Annotated in this window: 7 protein-coding genes; all 7 read right to left on the bottom strand. The window is 66.4% G+C overall.

Annotated elements, in window-relative coordinates; genetic code table 11:
- On the bottom strand, positions 1-776 hold a 776-nt coding region (locus tag VKZ87_RS15680; RefSeq protein ID WP_324222202.1), incomplete at its 3' end, for a HAMP domain-containing protein.
- A gap of 298 nt (positions 777-1,074) precedes the next feature.
- On the bottom strand, positions 1,075-1,893 hold the full coding sequence (locus VKZ87_RS15675) for a phosphodiesterase (RefSeq protein WP_324222201.1): 819 nt from the start codon (positions 1,891-1,893) through the stop codon (positions 1,075-1,077).
- 97 nt (positions 1,894-1,990) lie between these two features.
- The gene (locus VKZ87_RS15670) at positions 1,991-3,037 is read right to left on the bottom strand and encodes an ABC transporter ATP-binding protein (RefSeq protein WP_324222200.1); all 1,047 of its coding nucleotides are present in this window, start codon (positions 3,035-3,037) and stop codon (positions 1,991-1,993) included.
- Complete coding sequence (locus VKZ87_RS15665) at positions 3,030-3,842, bottom strand: ABC transporter permease (protein ID WP_324222199.1); 813 nt, start codon at positions 3,840-3,842, stop codon at positions 3,030-3,032. Before VKZ87_RS15665 ends, VKZ87_RS15670 begins: the two co-directional genes overlap by 8 nt.
- 4 nt (positions 3,843-3,846) lie before the next feature.
- Entirely contained in the window at positions 3,847-4,665 is an 819-nt protein-coding gene (locus tag VKZ87_RS15660) for an ABC transporter permease (RefSeq protein WP_324222198.1), read from the bottom strand.
- Positions 4,666-4,736: 71 nt separating this feature from the next.
- Positions 4,737-5,750, bottom strand: a complete 1,014-nt coding sequence (locus VKZ87_RS15655; protein ID WP_324222197.1) for an ABC transporter substrate-binding protein — start codon at positions 5,748-5,750, stop codon at positions 4,737-4,739.
- Complete coding sequence (locus VKZ87_RS15650; protein ID WP_324222196.1) at positions 5,747-6,604, bottom strand: DeoR/GlpR family DNA-binding transcription regulator; 858 nt, start codon at positions 6,602-6,604, stop codon at positions 5,747-5,749. Before VKZ87_RS15650 ends, VKZ87_RS15655 begins: the two co-directional genes overlap by 4 nt.
- Positions 6,605-6,878 lie beyond the last annotated feature (274 nt).

Here is a 6,878-nt window from a genome sequence, read left to right as displayed (position 1 = left end):
TCCTTGAACACCTGCACCGTGCGGGCCATGGCGCCGATCTCGTCGCCGCGCCCGGCACCGAACACCTCAACCCCCGTGTCACCATCCGCCAGAGCCTGCATCCCCGACGAAAGACGCGTGATCGGACGCGAAATCGTGAGGCTGGCCAGCGCCAGGCCGGCGCCGAGCGCGGCAACCAGCACGAGGCCGGACAGGGCGAGGATCAGCCGCATCTGCTCGGACTTGAAATTCTGAAGCTCCGACGAAATCGTTGCCAGCTCCTCGTCGTTGCGCGTCACCGCGGCCACCAGATCCCTGTTGAGGGCCTGACGGTTGGCGCGGTTGGCGTCGTTGTTGCCGAAGCGGTCGGCTTCCACCGGCCCGGCTTCGGAGCCGAGACGGGCAAGCTCGCGCCGGAAGGCGATGAATTCCGTGATCGTCTTCTTCTGCTGCTGGAACTCGGCCCGGTATTCGGGCTTCTGCGACGCCTCGTACCCCGGCAGGTTCTGTTCCATCCAGGCCAGCTCGGCCAGCAGGGGCTTCGCGAAGCGCTTGGCTTCGGCGATGTCGCGGGCATGGTAGATGCCGCGCGAATCCATCACGACGGAGAAGACCGCGGAATTGTATTTCTGCGCCAGCAGGGCGCGATGGGCGGCGGCGTTCAGATCCTCCAGGCGCCGGTCATAGGTCTGGATGGCGTTGACGCCGAGCCAGCCGACGAAGCAGAGGCCGATGCCCATCAGCAGGATGGTGGCGAGAATTCGCGTTCGGATCTTCACGTTGTCGAGGAAGCGCATGGGGAGGTCCTGATTCTGATTGGCGCGAATGCGCGGGGAATGAGTGCGCTGCAGCGCGCGGGGAGGCTACGATTTCCGCCAAAAATTGCGACGTAAATTTCCGGTAACCTTTCAATCGCTGCGTGTGACGGCGCGCACAGCTCGCATTGTATGGGCAGAGCGCGGGACCAGGACGCTGTCGCCCGGCTCGGGCCGAGGGTCACGCGGTGATTCGGTCACGCGATGCCGGGACGGACGTCCGCGCCGGCATGCCGGGCATGACGACCTGAACGGGCGCGGCGCCCGCCCCGTCGATCAGTCAGTCGATCAGGTTGCCGTCCTTGTCGAAGAAGGGATAGGGCCCGTCGTAATCGCCGATGAAGGCCTGGTGGCTGACCAGCCGGCTGCCGTTCCACCAGTGCAGCATGAAGCCCGGCGGCTCCATGCGGAAACAGCTCGGCGCCTCCGGATCGATGTCGAGCGCCACCTGGTGCGCCGGGCTCGGGCAGGTCATGGCCGGGCGGCCGCCGACCCGGGCATGGATCACGCGGTGCAGATGGCCGCAGAGGATCAGCTCGATCTGCGGATGCCGCGCGACGATCTCGGCGAAGGTCTCGCGGCCCTTCAGGCCGATCTTGTCCATATGGCCGATGCCGGTGACGAAGGGCGGATGGTGCATCATCACCAGGGTCGGCGTGTCGGGCTTCTGCTGCAGCGCTTCGTCCAGCCAGGCCAGCCGTTCCGCGCAGAGCTCGCCGCCGCCCTGCATCGGGATCAGCGTATCCAGCCCGATGATGCGCAGCGGATATTCGTCGACGGCAAACTGCAGGAATTTTCCGTCCCGCGGCAGATAGCCGCCTGATGCGAAGGCGTCGCGCATGGCGTCGCGTTCGTCGTGATTGCCGGGAATGGCGATGATGCGCTGCTTCAGCGGGCTGAGGATCGATTTCAGGTGGTCGTATTCCTCCGGCCGGCCGAGGTCGACCAGGTCGCCGGTCAGCAGGATCAGGTCGGGCTGCGGCTTCAGCGCCAGCAGCTCCTCGACGCAGCGGCGCAGCATCGCGGCCGTGTCGACCTTTTTATAGGCCAGCTTGCCCGGCAGCTTGATGTGGGTGTCGGTGATCTGCGCGATCAGCATGCAACTGTCCTCTTGCCTCGTCGCTCCCGCGAAAGCGGGAGCCCAGCCGGCGCGCCTGCCGGATCCCGCTTTCGCGGGAATGACGAATACATACCTATTACAGCACCAGCAGGCCGCGCGGGTCGATGGTCAGGCCGACGGCCTCGCCATGGCTGAAATCGCGGCGCGCGGCGGATTCCACCACCAGCGGCTGCGCCTCGCCGACATCGACGAACAGCCGCGTGCGGTCGCCGAGGAAGAAGGCCGCCGCCACCTGGCCGCGCAGCGAGGCCTGCTCCGGCGTCTCGGCAAGCCGGATGTCTTCCGGACGGAACAGGATCTCGGTGGCATGGGCCGGCAGATCCGCCCATGCGATCCGGCCGGCGCGGCAGGAGAAGACGCCGTTCTCGGCCCTGCCGGTCAGGCGGTTCATGGTGCCGATAAACTCCGCCACGAAGCGGCTGGCCGGCTTCTGGTAGATCTCGCGCGGGCTGCCGATCTGGGCGACGCGGCCATGCTCCATCACCACGATGCGGTCGCCCAGCGCCATCGCCTCGGCCTGGTCGTGGGTGACGTAGATCGCGGTGATCTGCAGCGAGCGCAGCAGGGTGTCGATCTCCAGCCGCAGGGTGTCGCGCAGCTTGGCATCCAGCGCGGTGAGCGGCTCGTCCAGCAGCAGGGCGCGCGGCCGCACGGCGAGCGCGCGGGCCAGCGCCACGCGCTGGCGCTGGCCGCCGGAGAGCTGGTCGATGCGGCGGTCGGCCAGCTTCTCGATCCGCATCATGCCGAGCATCTCGGCGACGCGGGCGCGGATTTGGGCCGCGGGCATCCTGCGGATCTTCAGGCCGTAGCCGATATTCTCCGCCACGCTCATGTTGGGGAACAGCGCGTAGGACTGGAACACCATGCCGACATTACGCCGCTCGATCGGCAGGGCGGTCACATCGGTGCCGTCGAACAGCACGGCGCCGCCGGCATCGGGTTCCTCCAGGCCGGCGATGATACGGAGCGTCGTGGTCTTGCCGCAGCCCGACGGGCCGAGGAAGACGACGGTCTCGCCGGCATCGATCGCGAGATTCAGCGGCTCCAGCGCGCGGGTGCCGTCGGCAAAGGTCTTGGCGCAGTTGCGCAGGGTGATGGCGAGGGGTGCGTTGGTCTCAGTCATTCTTGTCGTCCTCTGCCACGAATTTCTCCAGGCGCGGCTGCGCGAAAAGCTGCAGCGCGATGAGAAGCGGCATGATCATCAGGAAGAATACCAGCGTGTAGGCACTGCCGATCTCCAGCCGCAGCGAGGCGTAGGCATCGGCAAGGCCCACCGGCAGCGTCTTGGTCAGCGGCGTGTGCAGCAGCCAGGTCATGTTGAACTCGCCCATGGACAGCGTCACCACCATGAGCGAGCCGGCGAGGATGCCGGCGCGGCAGTTCGGCAGCACGATGTCGCGGAAGCGGCGCCAGAAGCCGGCGCCCAGCGAGGCGGCGCCCTCCTCCAGCGTCTTCAGGTCGATCGCCATCAGCACGGCCAGCACCGAGCGCACCATGAAGGGCAGGGTGAACAGCACATGGCCGACCAGGATGAAGGTCCAGGAAGTGCGGAAGCCCTGCAGGCTGCCATAGGTGACGATCAGCGCCAGTGCGGTGGCAAGGCCCGGCACGGCCACCGGCATGACCAGCAGCTCCTCGATGGCGCGGCTCAGCGCGCTCTGGCGCTTGGCCAGCACATAGGCGGTCGGGATGCCGAGCACCAGCGTGAGCGCAAGGCAGGCGAGCGAGATGCCGATGGAGAGGAAGATCGTGTCGCGGTAGCCGTCCCAGACGGCGATCACCCAGCGCAGGGTGAGGCCGCTTTCCAGCCCGACGAAATAGTTCACCGTCAGGCCCGCGAGGATCGACAGCACCACCGGCACGATGAGGAAGGCGCAGACCAGCAGGGTGAAGCCGAGCTGCAGCGAGAAGAGCAGGCGGTTCCTCATGGCATCAGCCTGCCGCGGCCACGGTGGCGCCGGCGGCGGTACGCGCCAGCGCCAGCACGATCCAGGTCACCGCGCCGAGCACGAAGCTCAGGGCCGCCGCCATGGCGATGTTCGCCGCCAGCGTGAACTCGGTATAGATCACCATCGGCAGCACGTTGATGCGGGTCGCCAGCGTGAACGCCGTGCCGAAGGCGCCCACCGCGGTGGCGAAGCAGATCGCGCCGGCGGAGATGAAGGCCGGCTTCAGGCCGGGGATGATGACGTCGAAGACGACCCGCATGGGCGAGGCGCCGAGCGAGCGGGCGGCTTCCTCAAGCTTCGGATCGAGCTTCTCGGCCGCGGCCATCACGGTGAGGATGGTGCGCGGGATCGAGAAATAGACATAGCCCATGAACAGTCCGGCCATGGAGTAGGCAAAGACGATGCGGTCGCCGCCCAGCGCCATGCTGACCTGGCCGATGAGGCCCTGGCGGCCGGCCAGCATGATCACCATGAAGCCGATGACGACGCCGGGAAAGGCGAGCGGGAAGGTGAGCATCGCCACCAGCGTCGCATTGCCGGGAAACTTGTGGCGCTGCAGGAAGACGCCGGTGATGCCGCTGATGATCAGCGTGACGATGGTGGTGGCGGTGGCGACGCCCAGCGTGGCGATCAGGGTCTCGAAGTAATTGGCATCGGTGATGATGGCGGCATAGGCCGCCCAGCCGCGGTCGCCGCTGCCGCCGATGACGAACAGCTCGGCCATCGGAATGAGGAAGAAGCCGGCGAAGAAGATGCCGGCCGGCAGCAGGAGGAAAATCAGTGTCTGTGTTTCGCGGCGCATGGCTCGTCTTCAGATGGGAAAGGAAACGGGACCCCGGGGTGTGCCACCGCTCGCCCGGGGTCCCTGCGGACTCAGTTCACTTCCGCCCGGTAGCGGTCGACGATCTGCTTCTGCGCGGCGGCCAGCTTCTTCAGGTCGACGGCCTTGGCGCGGGCATAATCGGCATCCGGCAGGAACTTCGCCTTGGCTTCCGCCGAAAGCTTGTCGGCGAAGACCGGGCGCAGATAGGCGTTGCCCCACATCGCCTGGCTTTCATCCGACAGCACGAAATCCAGCACCTTCTTGCCGTTCTCCGGGTTCGGGCCGTTCTTCACCAGGCCCATGACATAGGGAAGCACCACGCTGCCTTCCTTCGGGATGACGAACTCGATCGGCGCCTTGTCGGTATACTTGCCGCGATAGGCGTTGAAATCATAGTCGAGCAGGATCGGGATCTCGCCCGAGATGACGCGGGCGTAGGACGTCTGCTTGGGCACGATCGGATCGTTCTTGGCCAGATCCTTGAAATACTTGATGGCCGGATCGAGGTTCTCGTAGCTGCCGCCCAGGGCGAGATTCACTGCCATCACGCCCAGCTGACCGACCGAGGCCGAGGTGGGATCGAGATAGCCGACCAGACCCTTGTAGTCCGGCTTCAGCAGATCGGCCCAGCTCTGCGGGACCGGCCTCTTGCCCAGGGCTTCCTTGTTGACGAAGAAGCCGAGCGTGCCGGAGTGGATGGTGAACCAGTAGCCGTCCGGATCCTTCAGGTCGGCCGGGATCCTGTCGAAGCCCTTGGGCTTGTAGGGTGCGAGGATATCGGCGCTCTTGGCCTGGTCCGAGGCGATGCCGCCGAGATAGGTCACGTCGGCGACCGGATTGGCCTTTTCGGCGATCAGGGCGGCGATGGCCTGGCCGGAATTCTTGTTGTCCGGCGGCACGGTGATGCCGAGGCGGGACTGGATCGCCTTGAGCTGCGAGCCCCAGTCGGCCCATTCCGGCGGGCAGTTGTAGCAGATGGCGCGGCCCTGCGCGGAGGCATCGGCTGCGATGGCGCCGAGCGCGGCAAAGCCGAGCGCGGCAGCGATGAATGTACGCCTGATCATGGTGATCCTCTCCTGCTGTTATGCTGCTGTGGTGACGCGGTGAACTGTTCTTCCGACCAGACGGCGAGCCGCACGCCGGCATCATGCAGCTGGGCGGCGATCGCCTCGGGCACCGGCCTGTCCGTATAGACGGCGGTGGCTTCGGTGATATGGCCGCCACGCACCGTGGCGCCGCGGCCGAACTTGGAATGGTCGAGCACCAGGAAGCGCTGGCGGCAATGCCGGGCGAGGCTCTGGCGCATATGCACCTCGTCGCTGCTGAAATCGAGCAGGGTGCCGTCCTCGGCCACGCCGCCGACGCCGTAGATGCCGATATCGACCATGAAGCGGGAGAAGAAGTCGCGCGCCTCGCCGGCGACGATGTCGCGGTCGAGATTGCGCATGCGCCCGCCCGCCACGGTGATCTCGCAGGAGGGATTGCGGCTCAGCGCGATGGCGGCGTTGAGATTGTTGGTCATCACCCGCAGGCCGGGATGGTCGGTCAGCGCCAGCGCGCATTGCTCGGGCGTGGTGCCGATGCCGAAGAACAGCGAGGCGCCCTCGGGAATGTCGGCGGCAACCAGCCGGGCGATGCGGCGCTTGGCCTCGATGTTGAGCACCTGGCGGGCCGGATAGGCGAGATTCTCGCCGTCGGGCGGCAGCTCGACCCCGCCATGGCGGCGGCGCAGCAGGCCGCGGTCGCAGAGCAGGTTGACGTCCCGGCGGATGGTCTGGGGGGTGACGCCGAACTGGCCGGCCAGCGTCTCGATGGCCTGGAAGCCCTCGCGGCGCACAAGGTCGACGATGGCGCGTGCGCGGTCTTCCGCCAGCATGCCGGTCCCTGAGGTCGTTTCCTGTCCTTGGCGGCTGATCATGTTCGTTCGAACACTGATCGCCGCTTATTTCATTATTATGACTTTCGCATGAACTTTATAAGTCGTCAAACGAAACCGCTTGACGGGAATTGGCTGTCGGATCTGGCGCGTCATGCCCCCGGAATTCCTCCGCCGCCCCGCCGACGTTATGGCGCCGACATTCCCATTCCATTGCGACCACATCCGGTAGGCCCGGGCGTGCAGGACCGTTGCGCGCCGCTGCCCGGCTACCCAGAACGGAGACTCTTGCCGTGCAATTTCTGTCCAACCTCCG

Origin of the sequence: Ferrovibrio sp., assembly GCF_035304305.1 — a bacterium.
GTDB lineage: Bacteria > Pseudomonadota > Alphaproteobacteria > Ferrovibrionales > Ferrovibrionaceae > Ferrovibrio.
Note: the sequence above shows the minus strand (reverse complement) of the source record. Positions and strands in the feature narration are given on the sequence as shown.

Bases quoted from the DNA above. Each gene is read 5' to 3' on its own strand.
- VKZ87_RS15660 (WP_324222198.1), bottom strand. From the start codon at position 4,665: ATGCGCCGCGAAACACAGACACTGATTTTCCTCCTGCTGCCGGCCGGC.
- VKZ87_RS15650 (WP_324222196.1), bottom strand. From the start codon at position 6,604: ATGATCAGCCGCCAAGGACAGGAAACGACCTCAGGGACCGGCATGCTG.
- VKZ87_RS15670 (WP_324222200.1), bottom strand. From the start codon at position 3,037: ATGACTGAGACCAACGCACCCCTCGCCATCACCCTGCGCAACTGCGCC.
- VKZ87_RS15675 (WP_324222201.1), bottom strand. From the start codon at position 1,893: ATGCTGATCGCGCAGATCACCGACACCCACATCAAGCTGCCGGGCAAG.
- VKZ87_RS15665 (WP_324222199.1), bottom strand. From the start codon at position 3,842: ATGAGGAACCGCCTGCTCTTCTCGCTGCAGCTCGGCTTCACCCTGCTG.
- VKZ87_RS15655 (WP_324222197.1), bottom strand. From the start codon at position 5,750: ATGATCAGGCGTACATTCATCGCTGCCGCGCTCGGCTTTGCCGCGCTC.